Source organism: Kordia zhangzhouensis, assembly GCF_001005305.1.
In the GTDB taxonomy this organism is placed as follows: domain Bacteria; phylum Bacteroidota; class Bacteroidia; order Flavobacteriales; family Flavobacteriaceae; genus Kordia; species Kordia zhangzhouensis.
Window position 1 is genome coordinate 43262 of sequence record NZ_LBMH01000007.1, and the last position, 17350, is coordinate 60611.

Annotated in this window: 15 protein-coding genes; all 15 read right to left on the reverse strand. The window is 33.7% G+C overall.

Annotation, left to right across the window (positions count from 1 at the left end; all coding sequences use genetic code 11):
- Positions 1-7 precede the first annotated feature (7 nt).
- The 15 genes from AA088_RS12045 to neuC are packed head-to-tail and all read right to left on the reverse strand — an operon-like array spanning position 8 to position 17338.
- Positions 8-973, reverse strand: a complete 966-nt coding sequence (locus AA088_RS12045; protein WP_052752885.1) for a glucosamine inositolphosphorylceramide transferase family protein — start codon at positions 971-973, stop codon at positions 8-10.
- A gap of 1 nt (position 974) precedes the next feature.
- Positions 975-2579: a glycosyltransferase family protein gene (locus AA088_RS12050; RefSeq protein WP_046745266.1), complete on the reverse strand. Its 1605-nt coding sequence runs from the start codon at positions 2577-2579 to the stop codon at positions 975-977.
- Positions 2579-3532 (reverse strand): glycosyltransferase family 2 protein, encoded by a 954-nt coding sequence (locus AA088_RS12055; protein ID WP_046745267.1) that lies wholly within the window; start codon positions 3530-3532, stop codon positions 2579-2581. The genes AA088_RS12050 and AA088_RS12055 overlap by 1 nt, the downstream gene beginning before the upstream one ends.
- Before the next feature lies 1 nt (position 3533).
- Positions 3534-4853 (reverse strand): O-antigen ligase family protein, encoded by a 1320-nt coding sequence (locus AA088_RS12060; protein WP_046745268.1) that lies wholly within the window; start codon positions 4851-4853, stop codon positions 3534-3536.
- The gene (locus AA088_RS12065) at positions 4850-5932 is read right to left on the reverse strand and encodes a glycosyltransferase (protein ID WP_046745269.1); all 1083 of its coding nucleotides are present in this window, start codon (positions 5930-5932) and stop codon (positions 4850-4852) included. Before AA088_RS12065 ends, AA088_RS12060 begins: the two co-directional genes overlap by 4 nt.
- Positions 5929-7149 carry a hypothetical protein gene (locus AA088_RS12070; RefSeq protein ID WP_046745270.1) on the reverse strand — a complete coding sequence of 407 codons (1221 nt, stop codon included), beginning with the start codon at positions 7147-7149 and terminating at the stop codon, positions 5929-5931. Before AA088_RS12070 ends, AA088_RS12065 begins: the two co-directional genes overlap by 4 nt.
- Positions 7150-7156: 7 nt before the next feature.
- Complete coding sequence (locus AA088_RS12075; protein ID WP_046745271.1) at positions 7157-8278, reverse strand: glycosyltransferase family 4 protein; 1122 nt, start codon at positions 8276-8278, stop codon at positions 7157-7159.
- Between the two features lies 1 nt (position 8279).
- On the reverse strand, positions 8280-9059 hold the full coding sequence (locus tag AA088_RS12080) for an FkbM family methyltransferase (protein ID WP_046745272.1): 780 nt from the start codon (positions 9057-9059) through the stop codon (positions 8280-8282).
- Positions 9056-10057 (reverse strand): glycosyltransferase family 2 protein, encoded by a 1002-nt coding sequence (locus AA088_RS12085; RefSeq protein ID WP_046745273.1) that lies wholly within the window; start codon positions 10055-10057, stop codon positions 9056-9058. Before AA088_RS12085 ends, AA088_RS12080 begins: the two co-directional genes overlap by 4 nt.
- The gene (locus tag AA088_RS12090; RefSeq protein ID WP_046745274.1) at positions 10054-11199 is read right to left on the reverse strand and encodes a glycosyltransferase family 4 protein; all 1146 of its coding nucleotides are present in this window, start codon (positions 11197-11199) and stop codon (positions 10054-10056) included. The genes AA088_RS12085 and AA088_RS12090 overlap by 4 nt, the downstream gene beginning before the upstream one ends.
- A gap of 12 nt (positions 11200-11211) precedes the next feature.
- Positions 11212-12519, reverse strand: coding sequence for a hypothetical protein (locus tag AA088_RS12095; RefSeq protein ID WP_046745275.1), 1308 nt, complete (start codon positions 12517-12519; stop codon positions 11212-11214).
- Between the two features lies 1 nt (position 12520).
- A complete protein-coding gene (locus tag AA088_RS12100) occupies positions 12521-13927 on the reverse strand; it encodes a glycosyltransferase family protein (RefSeq protein ID WP_046745276.1) in 1407 nt (468 codons plus the stop codon).
- A complete protein-coding gene (locus AA088_RS12105) occupies positions 13912-15486 on the reverse strand; it encodes a hypothetical protein (RefSeq protein ID WP_046745277.1) in 1575 nt (524 codons plus the stop codon). Before AA088_RS12105 ends, AA088_RS12100 begins: the two co-directional genes overlap by 16 nt.
- A complete protein-coding gene (locus tag AA088_RS12110) occupies positions 15483-16181 on the reverse strand; it encodes an acylneuraminate cytidylyltransferase family protein (protein WP_046745278.1) in 699 nt (232 codons plus the stop codon). The genes AA088_RS12105 and AA088_RS12110 overlap by 4 nt, the downstream gene beginning before the upstream one ends.
- The gene (gene neuC / locus AA088_RS12115; RefSeq protein WP_046745279.1) at positions 16181-17338 is read right to left on the reverse strand and encodes a UDP-N-acetylglucosamine 2-epimerase; all 1158 of its coding nucleotides are present in this window, start codon (positions 17336-17338) and stop codon (positions 16181-16183) included. Before neuC ends, AA088_RS12110 begins: the two co-directional genes overlap by 1 nt.
- Between the last annotated feature and the right edge of the window lie 12 nt (positions 17339-17350).

Here is a 17350-nt window from a genome sequence, read left to right on the forward strand (position 1 = left end):
AGGTTAATCAGTTATTTGTTAGACTAAAGGTGATTTTTTCTTTTCCAAAGCCATAACCATCAAAAATTGCTTTGTAAGTTCCATCTGGCAATTCATGAATATCAATATGATGCATTCCATTTTTTGCCCACGTATCTCCTTGGTTTTTAAGAATTGGATTCGTAGATAATTCTGACTCTCGATAATAGGTTTTAGAGATTGAATCGATAGCAAAACCATATACTGCACGTCCATATCCTCCAAAGTGATCTTGTGCAAAGCGAATCCATTGTCCATTATACTCAAAAATTCTTCCTGCAGAGCGTGTGTAATTTCCATTTCGTAATGGCGATTGCGGATGTTCTCGCCAATTTCCATACAAACTATCAGCTACATACAACCGTAAGTCCCAACCATCAGTAGCAAATAGATACGATGTTGCATCTTTTTCAAAATAGGACGCATCAACCAAACGCGCATCATTGATTAGTACTTTTTCTACTTTCCATCCAAACGGAAAATTATCGGTTGTATACAATCGTACTTGGCCGTGACGTTTCGTTTCAGGAATCATATAAGTTTTCCCTTTTTTTTCAAATATATATGGATATGATAAATGTACCGTTTCGTCAAGAGCAATTCCTAAATACTTCCATTGTCCATTTTCTTCCACAGCTACGCCAATATCTGCATGAGTTTTACCCATGATTTCGAAGAATGCATACCATTTTCCATTTTTTTGTAATAAGAAAGGATCTGCCATCAGCAGTTTTTCTGGAATATCATTTTGTATTCGATTAAATACTGTAGCTTCTGAAACGTTCCACTGCAGTGGATTTGAGGAAGTAGTCGTAGCAATTGAATAGTAAGCACCTGTAATTTTACGTCCGAAAAAAGGAACAGGTTGTTTCGTTAAATAGCAATATACAATATAGCTTCCTGTAATGAATACCAAAGTTATGAATATGAGTGCTATGCGTTTGATAAATTTCATACTACTTATTTACTTTATATAATCTCCAATTATGAATTTGATGCACTAATTCCAATTCAGGCCAGTCAATATATACTAAAACATAATCAATTCCATAAGAGCGCATAAATGCATTTCCTTCAATTCGAGAAGGTTGACTGTTAAAAGTATTGTATGCTTTGTACCATTGTATAAAACGCTCAGGATTACCTTCAATAATCATAGAAGCTCCTTTGGTGTCGAGATCTACAGAACGCTGTGCTCCTGACCTACAAATGGGCGGTGCATAAAATAAAGCATCTTTAGGTGTATTGGCTTTGATGTATTGCAACATTTCATGAAGCCCATCATTGCCTGATGCAGCATTGGTAATGTGTCCTATAGATAGTGAATTTGGTAATACTCTTGTAAAAAACTCCTTTGATACTATTGGAATATGTGCAGTAGCTCCTGATTTTGCTCCAATAAGAATGCATATGTATACCAATGTGAACCAAGGAATCCATTTTTCTTTTTGATACCTTTTTATGATATAATCCATCAAAAATAGAGCTGAAATAAAACTACTTATAATGGCTAGTTTTTGCATTCGTATAAGCTGAAAAGACATTCGTATATTCAAATCAAAAACATGATTGATTGCTTTTTCTACATATACTGAGCTATTGGGTAAACCAAGTACCAATGCTGTTACAAAAAGTATAGTGTAACATTTTTTTCGTTCTTTTGAATCAAAATAAGCAATAATTGTATAGAGAAATAATGGAACAAAAAATACAAGAATACTTGGCGACAGCCACTTTTGAATGTATACTATCGGGTCGAGAAAATATGGAGGTATCCGACTGTAAAATGCAGCATTATAGTCTTCTAAATTATAATGCACATCTACGTGTACACTTTTTATATAGGTCATGAAAAAAGGAAACATTCCCAGAGCAATCATCCCTAGTAAATATAGTGATCGAAGCGAAATAATCTTTTTAGTTCCCTTTTGAATGTATAGATACGCAACGTATACTGCCAAAAAGATGAGGATTCCGCCTAATCCACTGATTGGATGAAAGTTTAATATAAACCCAATTAGAAATCCAGCAATGTATAGTTTCTTTACAGATTGTATACTGAAAAATAGAAATGGTAAGGGTAATAACGCATAGTAAACTACGCGTGGTAAAAGCGACCAAATATCTGAAATTCCCCAATATTCAGCACCAGGTAACCAAATAATTCCCCGCATTGCTATGGAAATTAATAATGCTAACCAAAAGTTTCCAGATAATCGATACAATAAGAAATACCAAGCTATTCCAAATAAAATATGACACAAAAATGTGAGAATGTTCATTGCTTGCACATAGTTTCCTCCTGTAAACTTGGCAATACCGCGAATTGTTTCAATATAAAAAGGAGTATAATATGCTACATTTTTCAAGTCGCTTGCAAATACATCTTTGGGAAATAATGTGGGATCATCTTTTTTGAGACATACCGTAATGATATTATTTTGATCTGAACTGAAATGCGTTTCATTTGCATCTTTGTTTCCCAATACATATCCAAGCGCAATGATAAGATTGATTATTACGACAAGTATTCGCTGATATTTAATGGAAATGGAACGCATTAGTTACTTTTTGGAGCGCGTAATATATCGTATTGAATAGCTTGAAGCAATAATTGAAATCCTAAGATAATACACAGAGTGATGAGCATAATTGTTCCTGTAGGAGTGAATTCGCCTAGATTGTGATAATATATCCAATTGTAAATTCCGTATACCACACCAAATATAAACATTGGCAAACCAAATAATAAGTAAATTGACGCTATGTTAAAATCATAGATGAAATAGGTTTTTACCATTCGTTTTACGAAAGTTTTGGTAAGCTTTGGAATAAAGATAAAAGGTATTTTCCAGACTTTCATTGTTGATTTTTCATCTCCGTAATGTGCTGGCATAGGAACATCTTTGATTCGTGCATCGTGAAAGTACAGTTCGGCAATTAAGGATGACTCAAAATAGTAGTCACGATGAATATTTGTAAAGTCTAATTTTTTTAATAATGCTACTTCAATGGCAAAAAAACCATTTGTCGGATCAAAATTGTTCCAATAGCCTGAAGCGGCTTTGGTAAGAAACGATAAGCCTAAATTCCCTATTTTTCGTATAAATGGCATTTGTCGCAGTGCTTTGAAATCTTTGAAACGATTTCCTTTGGCATATTCCGCTTTTTTATCGATTAATGGCTGTAATAAATCTGGAATGAATTTACTGTCCATTTGGTCATCAGAATCCACCTTGATTACATAATCCAACTCCAGCTCTATCGCTTTTAGAAAGCCATTTTTTGTAGCACCACCAACTCCTGCATTTTTTTTGTTTTTAACAATGACCAATCGTTCTCCTACTTTGGCAAGTGATACTAAACTTTCTGGAATTGGTTCTCTTCCACAATCGTCTACAATAATGATTTTGTCAATATAATCGGGCAATTTGCGAACCACATTTTCTATGTGCTGTGCCGCATTGTAATACGGAATCACAACTCCTATTTTATGTTCTTGAAAACTGGTCATTTTATTTAAGTTTATAGTATCTAGGGCTTATAAATATGGCAGTTGCAAACAAAAATAAACCTAAAATTGCAAAAATAGGTCTATATACATATAAATGTTCTCCAAATAACAAAGTTACCATCATGGCTAGTACCATTCCTTTGAGAGACAAACTTAATGATGCATGTCTTGGCAGCTTCATTCTAAAATAGTTAACCAACCAACGCACATAAAAAAATAATCCTAAAAGACCTACTTCATTAATCAATGTTAAGTATATATTGTGTGCAGAGTTTCCAACTAAAATAAAATTATTAAACCCTGAACCTAAAGGAATTACATACGGATTCGCTAATAAATAATCAACATACCGCAGGGACAAGTTTTTTCGCCCTGATCCTAAATCTTCATACAACTGATCTACATCTACATTTCCTTGTTGTAACATTGACGGGTCGGAAATTTTGTTAACAACACGTCCTTCAAACACATCGGTAACCATGGTTAGTATTTCAGAATTATAGATAGACAAAGCGATTACACCCAATCCTATAACCATTGACATGTATATGAATTTTCCCGTTCGCATTACAAAGAAATACAATGCAAAAATGGCAACTCCAGTGTAACTCGTTCGAGAACCACTTATTCCGATGCAAAACAAGGCAATCAAAATTCCACTCATGAGAAGAATTTTATTAATCTTTATGTTCTTTTCTAAATAAATGCCAACAAAAGTGATTAGAGAGAGCATCATAACCATTCCTAATACAATTTTATTAGGGCCTAGTATCCCTGAATAGAAATTTCCATAGGCTTGTCTATCCAATTCGCTCCACAAGTACGGTACGATTCCAATATTTTGTAAAATCACAACCATTCCTGCTACTAAAGTCATGATGAGATGCAGGTAAATGAACAGTTTTAGATTTTTTTTTCGTTTCATTAAAATCATAAAGAATATTCCCGATAAAAAGAATACGACAAAATGATACATAAAAAGAATGGTACGAAGAATCCAAATATTTTTTCCATTTAAAAAGCTAATAATAAATGTCAATATCATGGTAATCATACACCATCTTATGAAAACTGCCAAGTAGTATAAATAGCTTCTCTTTTTTATAAAATAGTCAATAAGAGGCCTGTTATTGAAATAGTAATACAATACGGCTAATCCTAAAAAATCATACAATCGAAGCTCATTATTTCCGGTAAGACTGTAATTAAACACTGCTAAATTGTAGAAATAAGAAACTAGCATTCCTGCCAATAAAATTTTTAAATATTTAGTATCAGCCAATGCAAATAATTTCTTTTCTACCACTTCTTGCAATGTCATGCTTTGTCTATTTCTGTATATAAATTGTGTATCTTATTAATGATCGCTTCTTTTGAATAGTTTTGTTCTATATGTTTTGTGAAATTTGACGCTATTCTCGCTCTTATTTCTTCATTTTGCATTAAAAGCTGTAGTTTTTCTGCAAGTGCTTCAGAGTTTTGCGCTGGTACAATGTACCCTACTTGTTCGTTATATACAACTTTTGAACATTCGCCCACATCCGTAACTACCACACTTACCCCATGTAAACCGTATTCTAAAAGGGCTATTGGTAAGCCTTCCGATTTAGAAGAAAGCACTCCGATGTCACACTGTGCTAATATATGCGAAATATCTTCTCTGCTTCCATACATATACAGTACTTTTTCCAATTTTTTATAGGAAACATATGCTTCTATTTCTTCAGCATATGCATCTTGAAAATTTTTACCTACTAGATGCAGTGTCCATTGCGGAAATTGCTCCGTACATTTTGCGAACGCATCAATCAGATTTTTATGATCTTTTTGTGGACGCAAGTTTGCCAAACATACAATGCGTTTCCCTTCAATTCCCATTAGCTTTGTTTGTGGTACTTCATTCTCATTTTTTACTGGGAAATTTGGGAAATACATAACTCGTTTCACATACAACTTCTTCACAGCCCATTCTTTAAGTAAATGATTCACAGAAATAACAGCACTCATACCAAAGGATGCGATGGTAATGGGCAATGACTTTCGTTGATGTAAAGCTTCACTATTGCCATAATGATCATGCCAAACAATTTTTATGTTTGAGTAATACATTTTGACCAAGAAAGCAAAGAAATACGAACTTGCATGTGCATGTATAATTGTGATTTGATGTGTTTTTACAAAATGTACCAGTCTTCGTATAGCTGCAAAGTCAAATGTTTTTGTTTTTTTTAGGAAGAGATACGTAACATTATTTGCAAGTTGATTTTTCAACATTCCTTCTTCACGTGTCGCACATAAAAACGAAGCCCCATATCGATCTGCAAGTACGTTTGCATAACTTATTGCTAGTTTTTCTGCGCCACCCGCATTTAAAGAATCTATAAGTTGTAAAACTCTCATAATCGCCCTCGTTTTGGCACATAATAATCACACACAAAAGCAATACTAATCATAAATAATCCCATAGATGGCAGCATGTATCGCAATAATGGAACGACCAATAAAGCCATTCCCCAAAAATAAAAAGTAATAAGAAAAACTGTAATTAACCACCATGAATAATGTCTTTGTTTCTGGCGAAATAGCACAATACTTCCAACCACAAAAAACAGTATATACACAATACTAATAATCTTAATAACACGTTCTTTTTTAGAGTTTTGACTATCCAAACCGTACCATACTCGCTGTGCTTTGTATGCATAAAAATTGAGTACTGCTCCTTTGTCTTCTTTCCATTTTTCCTTTAAAAAAGTGAGTACATCGCTTAGTGAATGTACTTCTTCTCTTTGCTGATAGAAAGAATTACTAATCATTGCCACATCTTCCGATACAGGTATTTTTTCACGATAAAATTTATTGCTCAGATTAAATCCGTCAATAATTGAATTTACACCATGCGATGATAGTACAACAAATTGATTGCTTTTTACGTAATTGTAAACTGACCAAGGAGCAATTGTGAGTGCAGTAACAGCCAAGCTTATAATTGCACTTAAAGCTGCTTTTTTCTTGTTCTTAAAAAGATAAACGATGCATACAAAAGCGTATATCAACGGGATTAAAATCCCTATAGGTCTTGTCAATAACGCCAATGCTAGTAAAAAACTACTAATTATCAATTCTTTATAAGTAGTGTTTCTGTATAAAAATCGAAAAAAATAGAGTAATGACGCATACAAAAACACACAGAAAGGTACCAAACTCAACGGTTTATAAGTAGCGTATATAATAAACGGACAAGCTAAAAATAAACACATTGCAATACGTGCCAACCGTTCTTTTTCAGGAAATATAACCAATGAAATTGAATGTATTAAATGTCCTGAAAATAGTGTCAATACAATAGAACACAATGAAGTAATAATCATTTGAGGAATCCCTGTGAATGCTGCCAATTGATATTGAAAGTAGAGCCATATTGGGAAAACAGGCGGAGTTTTGTTCCAAAAAAATCCTGTTTCATCCAAAAAACTTCCGTTATTAATTAAGCTTTGCACCGAAGCTGTATAATCTTGACTTTCAGAACTTAAAATACCTAATTTATAAAATACAATATGCGCTATACCGTATAGTATAAAAAAGATGAGATAATATGTTCTGTAAGACATTTTCATACAATAATTAATGTTTTAACAACTGAATAATTTCTTCTTCAAAGGTATCCAATGTATATTTTCGACTCCATTGAATTGCTTTTTCTACTTTTTCCTGATAGTTTTCAGGAGACAGTAATACATTCTCAATAGCAATCACTGCACTTGCAACCGAAGGCTCTATTAATATACCACGATTTCCATTATCTAACATGTATGGAACGCACGAAATTTGCGTCACTATTGGTAAACTGCCCCAAAACATTGCTTCTGCTACAACTTTAGGCCAACCTTCAGATTTAGAAGGCAGCATCATAAAATGTGCGCTTTTATGAACTTCTTTTATTTTATCTGCGGCTACGTTTCCGTGAAGCTGCACGTATGTTTGCAATTGATTTTTCGATACATACTCCTCTACTTCAGTTCGCCTTATTCCATCTCCATACAAATCTAAACGAACGTTGTGACCTTTTTTTTGGAGTTGTTCTATCACTTTGACCGCAAGCAACGGACGCTTTCCTGGTGACAAAGAACCTATAAAACTAAAGTTAATTGTTTCGTTTAAATTACGACGCATTACGGCTTCTTTATCACTGTTTTTGTATGTTGCTGTAAAAAACGACTTAATGTTTTTGGTTTGGTTTTTCCAATCACCATATACCAAAACACTCATCTTTTTTGTTAACCAAGTATTGGAAAGAATTTTTTTCTGCAATCGGTAACTTAGAGGTTGTTTACTTTTAGGATCCCAATTTCCTGCATATTTTGCTGTTTTAATTTTGGATGGAAAGAAGATTTGTGCTACACAACCTATGAGTCCTATGTTTCCTGGACAACGCAAGTGTATATGATCTGCTTTTCGCATCGCCGAAATAATTTTAAAAAAAATAACCGGCAACACAAATAGCGCTTTGATGGCAGCCTTCGCATTGAGTAGATTGAAAGCAGGGATTTGCTTGAAATCAATATGTGCATGTTGATAAGAAATATCAATAGGCCGAATTTCTTTATCTTCTAGGAATGGTGCTACAATCGTAACGGTATCTACATGTTTTAACCACAAATTCATCTCTTTTACATACGGTGCGTATGCATAGTACTCAGCTTCTTTTTGAGCGTGTAAAACGTGGGTAATTATTAGAAAATTCATATCAAGCTACACTATTTCCTGCAAAAGTGATGATTTCTCCATCTTTATAAAAGACCGTTTTATATGGATAGTTTATCGCTTTAAAGAAAGCTTCTACTTTTTTATAGGTTTGTTCATTATTTACCCAATGATAGCTAGCAATGGCAAAATTTGGTTGATGCTTTTTGATGGTTGTTTTTAAACCATCCATCGCTTCAATTTCTGCTCCTTCTATATCCATTTTAATGAAATCCAAGCGTTGCAGTTGAGCTGTTTGCTGAAAACTATCAATCGTAATCGCGTCTTTTAAAATAGTTTTGGCATTTGCAGGTTGATAGTGAATCGAGGAAGACACTGTTCCTGCTTCAAAAAACTCTAGTTGAGTGTTTTCATTCCAAATTAGTTCTTCTTTGATAGAAATATTGTTCACTTCTGGGTTCAAAGCAATGTTTGCCTGCATTTCTACAATGTTAATTTTGTCTGGCTCAAAAGCAAATACTTTTCCAGTATCTCCTACTTTTTTACTGTAGTAAATAGATAAATATCCATGATTAGCTCCAGCATCAATAACGACGTCACCTTTTTTGACTGTGTAAAATGTTTCGTATCGCTCAATATCTTTTACAATGTAATACATCGGAAGCTTAGTGATAACTTCTGTACAATCAGAAAAAACAGTTTTGTAATTTCCGTTGATGCGCTTAAATTGTTCTCTTCGTATTTTATTGAAATACAATTCTTTGAACAACTCTTTAGCTCCTTTAGATGGGAGTAGTTTATATATTTTTTTGAGAAAACTCATCGTTCAATTCGGGGTTTTTGGAACCATAATGTGAACCAAGCGACTATTCTGCCAATCGATTCTGTGAATGCTTCTATTTTTTTAGGTTGGGTAAAGATATTTGTAAATCTGAGAATTGCCAAAAACAATGTCGTTGCATTCCACTGTAACCTAGCTTTTATTGACGGGTTTGCATATTTGACACGCCAAACGTACCAACCGTTTTTTACGACCATTTTCCCATAAGCGTATTGATTTGGGCGACCTGCAGCATCATGATGATGTTCCAGTTGTGCAGCCGTATTGACATATAATTGTCCTATTTTGGATACCCGCAAAGTAAAATCGGTATCTTCATACAAACCATATCCATCAAAATAAGTTGAAAATTTAAGTTGTTGAAATACTTCTTTTTTGAAGGAAGAAACACCGCCCATAAAGACTTCTACAGGATAGGTATTTCCTGAAGGTGGTAAAAATCCAACAGCTCTTCCATGTGCAAATGTAGGCATTATACACGGTGGTGTAGCATCTAGCAGCCCTAGCTTTTTTCGCAATTGATTGCGTTGTGATTCATTTCTAAACCAGCCATCATATTCAAAAGATTTTTGAGAAGGTTGGTTATTTTCCGTAATTTTTGTCCAGTGTACTTCATTTGTGATATATCCGCCAACTCCCAAAGCGTTAGGATAGGTTTTGTAAGTTTCTAGTAAATGTTCAAAATAGTGAGCTTCTAAAATAGTATCATCATCTAAAAAACAAATAACGTTACTAGTTTCTGAAACGTTTTTGATTCCAAAATTTCGTTGTTTTGTTAAACCTCGATCCGCTTCTGTTACTTTAAAATATATGAGATTTTTAAATGAATGATGATTCAACATCTTTTGCGTTTCCTCATTTCGAGATCCATCTATGATTAGTATTTCATTAGGATATAACGTTTGTGCTGCTACCGATTGCAATAAGGTAAGCAAAGGTTTGGGACGCATGTATGTACAAATAATCAATGTAAATTTCATGAGTGCTCATTCATTAAAGATGTGTAAACAGCAATATTTTGCGAGGCAATTTTAGTAATGTCAAATCGTTCAATCGCTTCTTTTCGTGCTTTTTTTGCCATTCTTCCAGCTAGTTCTCTATCGGTTACTAAGAGATTAATTTTTGCGGCAAATTCAGTATGGTTTGTTGGATCGACCATGAAACCTGTTTCTCCATCCGTAATGATTTCAGTTGCCCAGGGATAGTTTGTATTTACCAATGGCTTTTCCATTGCCATAGCTTCGATAGTTACCATTCCAAACGATTCTGCTAATGAAGGAAATACACATACAGCAGCTTTTTTGATATGTTTTTTCATTGTTTGGTACTCAACTTTTCCTAAGTAATTTACTTTAATCAAAGCTTCTTTGGATACTAATTCTTGAAATAACTCCCAAGTGGAGCGTTGTTCTTTCACATCAATCGCATCATTCCCCACTAGGATTAATTGGCAATTATCATTTTTTTGGATGAGTTGATTGAAAATGTATGCCAATTCAAAAATTCCTTTTTTACGAATAAGCGTTCCAAAGTACAGAATTGAACCATCAACTGTTTGTGTAGCATCAGGTGTAAAATCGTTGAGATATATTCCATTGGGAATGATTGTAATATTTTGAGTTGTATTGAATAATTCAGTAGTCTTTTCTGCAACAAATTTACTAACAGCAATCACTTTATCAGCTTTTTTAAAAGCTTTTTGTTCACGTTGAAAGTTTGCTTTTTTAACCAATCGTTGTTCCAAGTGACAAAAAAATGTATCACTCCCATGCAAACGCATGACAGTAGGAATGGAGAAATTCATATTTGCAGAAATTCCTGTCCAATCAACCACTTCCAAAATATCTATTTGTTCTTTTAGAATTACTTTATTGATATACGCATTAATAATTCCTTCATTCAGTTTCCACGTAAATGCTGGAAATTTGCGAAGTTTTATTTTATGAATAGTTATACTACCTTCTTCAACTATTTCCTGTTTATCTTGAAAATAGGTAAAAATAGTAACACGTAATCCTTTATCAACTAATGCTTTGCATAAATTTTTCGTACTCGTCCCTATTCCTGCAGCTTTAGGAAGTTTTTCATGAGGATATTCAGGAAGCAAAAAAGCAATATGCATGTACAGTCGTTTTTAATACGTGGATGAAATAAAAAAGGTTTGTGCTATATTACATATGGCAACAAATAGTAAAGATATTGTGAATAGTACATCTAAAACAGTATTCTTGAACTTTTTACGCAATAACGGAATGCTTACTAAAATAGCCATAAGTAATAATATTTCATAGCCAATATACCATCGGTATTCCATCATTGTAAAACACAACATACAAATTAATAATGTATACGTAATGAACAGCCAAAACGCTATTTTTTGTGAACCAAACCATGGTTTTTGAAAGAAAATCAGTAATGGAAATACTAACATACAACCGTAATAACGAATAAATTTGGCAACAGAATACACTACATTGTACGCAACTACTTGGGCATATAATTTAGGATCTTTTTGAACAAATTTTAATGAAGAATTTGGTAACGAGTCTTCTCCATTTTCTTGAACATATGTCCGTACTTCACTAAATGGTGTTTTATTAAAGATAGCACTTTTATGCAATGGCTCCTTCCCTTCTTGAATTTTTTTTAGTCCTAGATAATTACGTTGAATCCAATTGACGTCTTTTTCAAAGTTTTTATTGTAAAAACTCAATGTGCCTTTTTCTTTTAATGACGGATAGTGTATTAGAGAAATGATGGTTGCACACGAAACACCAATGATAAATCCCGCGCTGAGCAAGTTTTTGAATTGTAAGCTTTGAAAGAGGAATTTGATTCCAAAGAAAACTGCCACTATAACAAACAGAAATAATGACGTTGGACGAATTGCAGTGCAAATTCCAAGCAATAATCCTATATAGATGTAATATAGATTTGTTTTTTGTGTAGTAGGGAGTTTTGCAAAAAGTATATAAAAAATAATAGCTATAAAAACGGCTAAAAATGTATCATTTGCAGTCCGAACGTATGAGTGAATGTTGAGTGTTATAAAAATATAGGTAGCTGCAATTGCGTAAAAATATATATGATCAACAATTCCTTTGATTTTTTTGAGTAATTGCAACCCAACAAACAATACAATGAGTTCTGATAAAATATTGACTGTAATAATCGCTGCATCTACATTATTGAATAGTTTGTAAAACACCCAAATTGCTGAATTGTATAACAAACTTGTTCCATGAACACTTGCTTCGTAAAAGCCATTTTCGTTGAAAAAAGCAAAACTTTCCTTATATCGATCTGGATCTCCCAATTGATGACTTCCAAAAAAGATATGTTTCAAAATATACATAGCCCACGTCACAACAAAGACAATCAACGAAAACCGCAAAAGCTTTCGTGATGTATTTTTTTGTGTTGTAAGTGTTTCGCTTGACATTTTATAGATTCTTTAATAGTGTTTGAAAGGCATCATACATACGCTTAGAAACTTCATCTAACGGATGTTTTGCAATACTTTCTGCCCATTTACTACGCGATGAACGATTTTGCTGCTCTAACGCTTCTAAATCGCTTAAAACATTCGTATATTTTGCTTTATCTTCTATTCTGTAAACAGCATTTTCATGTGTTTCAAATGTTTTAAAATGCACAAAATTGTACAAACGCCCAATATTAAAATCTTTATGTCCATTGGTTTGCGCATATGTGCAATAAAAAGCCGGTTTTCCCAATAAAATTGCATCTAAAGCCATTGTGGAACCAATATTGAACATCGCTTCGCTGTAAAACAATGTACTATATAATACACCCAAATTGGAGTTGACCATATAATTTTTTGGCAACGGAAAGACATCATGATTCCAGGTAGGAATCACTTCTGTAAGTACTTCTTTGTATGTTTCTAAAACAGTCTTGAATCCTTCATTATAATCTGCTGGGTTAGCTCGTAAAATTACATGATATTGTTCTGAATTTGCTTGATTGTATATTGTAACGGCTTCTGCAAGATCTTTTAAATATAAAGGATCATCCATTCCAATAGACGTAAAATTCCCTGAAAAACACAAGAGCTTTCTATTCTCTGGCAAGTTATAAGCCTTGTAAAATAGATCTTTAGGGATTAAATATTCTGATTTTTTGTAAAATGTAAACTGCGGTGTCCCAGTAACGGTTATATTATTTCCTAAAACTTCCTGCGGATAATATGCTTCCATTTCTGCCTTCATATAGTCGCTCCACACAAAATAATGATCGGCTTTTAACATTTTATTCCCTTTCGGAAGATTATCCCATGAATGGATAAAGCTCACAACAGGAATATTTAAATCACGTGCAGCCAAAACAGGTGCAAGCGAAAAACTAGACACTTGGTGTGAACAATAGATAAGATCAGGAGTGTTTTCTTGTAAATATGTTATACAAGCCTTGTAATAACTCGAAGCTCTAGTGAGATTAAAAAACTGATCTTCTAATTGTTGAATTCCTTTTGGAGACGCGTAGAAATATGACAAAAAATTAATCAATCCGAATTTGAGCTGTTTCTTAAAACTGCTCTTTCCAGGCGCAACTCTGTATAATACATGGTTCTTGTTAACTTGTTTTTTATCATTAAAACGCAACGTTGCTTTAGCTTTTAAATAGCGTAAAAAATCAGTCTTTCCGTGATAATCAAATTCAGGCAATTGTTCCGTTTCAATATGAGAAGGTAATTTATCTAAAGCCGAAGAGGTAATGTTGTGCCAAACCAACATGTCAATGTTTTCTGGAGTTGTAAAGAAATCACTGGCATAATGGTTTTCAAAACTTTGATATCCTACAAATATGGATATTATCTTTTTTCGCATGGGGCAACTGCGTTATTGATATTGTCGACAAATATAGCCATTGATAAGATTCTGAAAAGAAAATAAAGTCCTCTATTTGGATTTTTTTGTTGTTGTCGTGCCAATTCTAATACTTTTTGCGTATCAAATACCTCTTTAAGCGAATGGATATGCTTTTGAAGCAATTTATACAGCACTACTCCTATTTCATTAGAAATACGATGATTCCAGTCTTGAACGGTTACATCCGACTGAATCGGGTTTCTGAAAAATGCTAACAAGTCTTGATTGGAAGTGTAAATAATTTCCTTGTGAATTTCATCGTTTTTGTAGCGATTCAAAGGCAGATGATGAGTTTGTTTGATGAAATCTTCGTGTAAAAACGGTGTAATTTTGTCCCGATATACAGATAGTAGTTTATGTCTGTTGCCAAAATTCCCCGGTAAACGTCCATTTCTATAAAAATTAATTAAAATTTCCGCATTCGAATTTCCTTGGTAATTTTTGATAATCGCTGCTGAAATATTCTCTGGATATTTTTGTAGAAACGAATAGAAATCCTTCTGAAAAGTATCTACTAAAAACTCTTTGGGAGTCAAATAATTATGTAATGCTTTTACAAGATTTGTTTCTTCCGGAAAGAACATGCGTACACATTCGCCAGCTTCTCCCATTACATAACTATAATTTGGCGGAATTCCTTGATCAACAAATTTGAGCATATCTACATACGAAATTGTACCTAAACCACCTGAAATATTCGCTATTTCATAAGCATAGTGCATAAACTCTTCTTCATCACACAAAGTAGTATGTTGATACGCTACTTCCAAATTTACAGCGATTTCTTTTCCTTGTACGACATCGGCAGAGTAAACTTTTCCGAAGTTTCCCGTTTTCACATTTGGAGCGTGTTTTTCTACCTGACTCAGTAATGCTAAGCTATCTTTTCCTGCAGTAGCACCAAAAAATAGTTGACTGGCAACATGTATTCCTTGTTTAAGCGAAAGAGAAGGTGTTTCTTCTGAAAATTGTATCGAAAGTTGTGTAGCATTGTATACTAAACTCGAATTGAATTCGTGTAGCGTACCTCCATGAAGTCGCACAATATTCTTATACGGGAGAGAGAAAGGCTTCACTTGATATCCAAATGCAAAATGTGCTTGCAATCCGTTGTAATCAAATTCTAATGGCACATTAAATACTTCAAAATTTTGAAAGTTTAGGAAGAAATGAAGTGTATCGTTCAATCGTAAACTAAAACTTCCATTAACGCCATATAAGTCACTAATAACTATTAAGTTGTTTTTATTTTTATCATAAATAAATAATTCAAAAGCTCCTCCTAAAAGATTATATATATTGGCAAGTGTCTCTTCTTCATGATAGTGTAATTTTTCTAAGAAATTAAGGATTTTCTCTCTGCTATGATCTGAAGAATACCAAATGATTTCTCGCTGTGCATCTTCAAACCAATACAATGTACTTCCTTGTTTTTCTTTTTGAAAAAGTTGCACTTTAAAACTGTTTCCATCAAAGGAAATATGAAAATTAGTGATGCTATGTTTTTCTAGTCTCACAAATGAAGTGTTTTAGCTAGTTTTTCGGCTTGCTGCCAATCTTCTAGGGTATCTATGTTTACATAATAAGCAATGTCAGATACAATATACGAAATCGATTGACCATATAAAGAATTTTGAGATTCAATTACATTTGTTTTTGTAATATAGATACTTCCATCTCTATGGTATGCTTTTGGTAATTCTTGTCGTCTTGAGATAATTTGTTTTTCTCCTGTTGCAATATGTAATATCCCTTTTTCATTGGCTTCAAATGTCCAATGAGGATTGTATTGATGTGGTACTTCTAACACTGAAACCAGCGAATCTGTCTGTTTTTCTTGAAATGTTTTCAAGGCTTTATCTAAAAAACCTTTGGGACGAAACGGACTAGTTGGTTGTAATAGACAAATAGCGTCAAACTCTTTTCCTTCTTCTTTTAAAAAAGCGATTGCATGTTGTAATACAGGCAAGGTAGGTGTGGTATCTTCTGCTAAATGTTCTGGTCTTTTAAAAGGAACATTGGCTCCCAATGATTTCGAAATTTTTATAATTTCATCATCATCTGTAGTTACTAAAACTTCAGAAATATATTTGCATTGCAATGCAGCGTCAATACTATAGTGAATTAAAGGTTTTCCATTGAGTAATTTTTTGTTTTTCCCTGGAACACCTTTGCTTCCTCCTCTTGCTGGTATAACGGCTAGAATTTTCATTAATACATAATCGTTTTGTGTGCTATCAATTCTGTATTGGCTAGAGCTTCTGCAATTTGTTTTCCAGAATTTCCATTACCATAAATATGTTCCGAAAGCCTTCCTTTTTGAGTAATTCGCTCTTTAATTGCTAATTTGATAGCTTCCGTATTATATGGAACATCGACCACATTTTTTCCTCGCTGACGACGGTTTTGACGTGTTCCAATGTTTACTGTTGGTACTCCTATGAATGAACATTCGCGAATACCAACACTTGAATTTCCTACCAAACAATCACTATTTTTTAATAAATGTAAAAAGTCATTCGGCTCCATATTTTTAAAGAAGCGAATATTTGAAGGTGCAAAATTTTCTCTGTAATACCGTATTCCGTTAGATGTTCCGTCCGAACCTGCATCTACATTTGGCCAAAACCAAAATGTAGGGATATTCAATTCATGAACAGCTTTTAAAGTGCATAAAACATCTTCTCGTGCCGATTCATATCGATTGGTTTCTGGATGTTGCATTACAACTAAGTAACCGTTAGAGATATCTATATTTGCCCCAACACCACCGTATTTTTTAATTGGATCAAATTGATATTCATTATTTTCTAAGACCTCTTTGGCGATATCGATTGATGGACACCCTGTATTGATTACATATTTCGGATCTTCTCCCAATTTGATGACACGGTTTTTAGCATCTGCGGAAGCGACTAAGTGCAAATCTGCCAATTTTGTATTAGCATGACGTACTTTTTCGTCAATATTTCCGGTGACTTCACCGCCTTGAATGTGAACGAGTGGAATGTTTTGATATGCGGCAGCAATACTAGTTGCAATGGTTTCAAAACGATCTGCAATGGTAATTACGGCATCTGGTTTTAGATTGTAAAATACGTTGGAAAGCTCCATCACGCCTAATCCTGTAGTTTTTGCCATTGCTGTTGGATTTTCACCTTCCAATACCATAAATACCTTTTCATTGATTTTGAAACCATCTTTTTCAATGACATTCACAGCATTTCCATAACGACCTAACAACGCAGAACCTGCCACGACGAGTTGTAGCTCCAAGTTTGGATGTTCTTGAATGGCTTTGAGCGCAGTTTTAATTCTACTATAGGAAGGTCGTGCAGTAACAACAGCACATATTTTTCGTTTGTTCATTTTTTTTAATTC